The organism is Roseovarius halophilus (ex Wu et al. 2025) (assembly GCF_047086965.1).
This window is the reverse complement of the sequence record NZ_JBKOTX010000494.1, coordinates 1-1,068: the sequence shown is the minus strand read 5'-3', so window position 1 is coordinate 1,068 and position 1,068 is coordinate 1. Positions and strand designations below refer to the sequence as shown.

2 protein-coding genes are annotated in these 1,068 nt (G+C 50.7%); both read right to left on the bottom strand.

The window, feature by feature from the left end; translation table 11 throughout:
- Positions 1-19: 19 nt before the first annotated feature.
- On the bottom strand, positions 20-610 hold the full coding sequence (locus tag ACH107_RS33070) for a hypothetical protein (protein ID WP_412509822.1): 591 nt from the start codon (positions 608-610) through the stop codon (positions 20-22).
- Between the two features lie 47 nt (positions 611-657).
- On the bottom strand, positions 658-1,002 hold the full coding sequence (locus ACH107_RS33065) for a hypothetical protein (RefSeq protein WP_412509821.1): 345 nt from the start codon (positions 1,000-1,002) through the stop codon (positions 658-660).
- Positions 1,003-1,068 lie beyond the last annotated feature (66 nt).

Here is a 1,068-nt window from a genome sequence, read left to right as displayed (position 1 = left end):
GTCTACGCGCCGGACGCGCCTACCGGACGCACAAAATGTAGGGCCCGCTCAAGCCTCGATGACCCAGGCAACCCACACAAATCGAGAAGGGACCCAAAAGGCTCGTGATCTGCAATTCACACTTATCATTCCCCAAATTGGAAAACTCGCCAACACAGTCAGCATCATTTACGGCGACCATCATGTGTGTTGCGCGATAATGGTTCTGGTCATTTGACTTGATACGAGGGTGCTCTTCTTTCCGCTCAAGATCAAATGGGATCTCAAAGCCACCGGGACATGCGAAAACTTCTTGGACCAACTCTGCGACTGCGTCGCGGCCTTTCTCGGTGTAGGTCATAACACGAGCAGCAGCCAAGTCATTGACCTTGTGAAGGATTTCCTCCGGCTCAAGATGCAGATTCGGCTCCTTGTCTGGTGTCTCCGCCCATTTTTGAAGCTTTCCACGCAGGCTTTGCGCGCTTTTCACACGAGATGACACGCGAGCTAGGATTTGATGTTCCACCAAAGCCTTCTCCAATTTAGTCGTGAAAAAGCGCACCAACTTTTCAAGTCGATCCACTTCTTTACTTTCAAAAAACTGGATCGTTTCGCTAATTTTATGGTCCACCACATTCATCCTTTACGCTTTTTATTCTTACCGCTCCGAGTGACGATTCAACGCTCGCCGTGTACCATAATGCGACTGGCATCCAGCTTTTCGTCCCCTGCGACCATTTCATACGTCACTAGAGGGCCATCTTTACCAGCGGAATAATCCAGACACAGGGCATTTTCAGTCTGCAGCACAGGCTGCCCAGACATCCAGTAATGACCAAAAAATACGGGCTTCTCTTTGGGAAGGTAGCCATATGTCGCAAATGACTCTGGCAAGGACTGGTCCGGAAGGTCTTCAAGATTTGGTACAGACATTGCGACATCGCGCCATGACTTCGCCTCAGTATCCCACCATTTGACACGTATATTGCGGGCTTCTTCGCGTTTTGTGTGGGTGGGTTGCATTTCCGGTTACCGGACGACCGCACCAGATGTTGTATCGTAGGGTGATGCTGGCAGGTGCGTAAGCCG

Excerpts from the sequence above, each read along its gene's own strand:
- ACH107_RS33065 (WP_412509821.1), bottom strand. The coding sequence starts at position 1,002 with ATGCAACCCACCCACACAAAACGCGAAGAAGCCCGCAATATACGTGTC.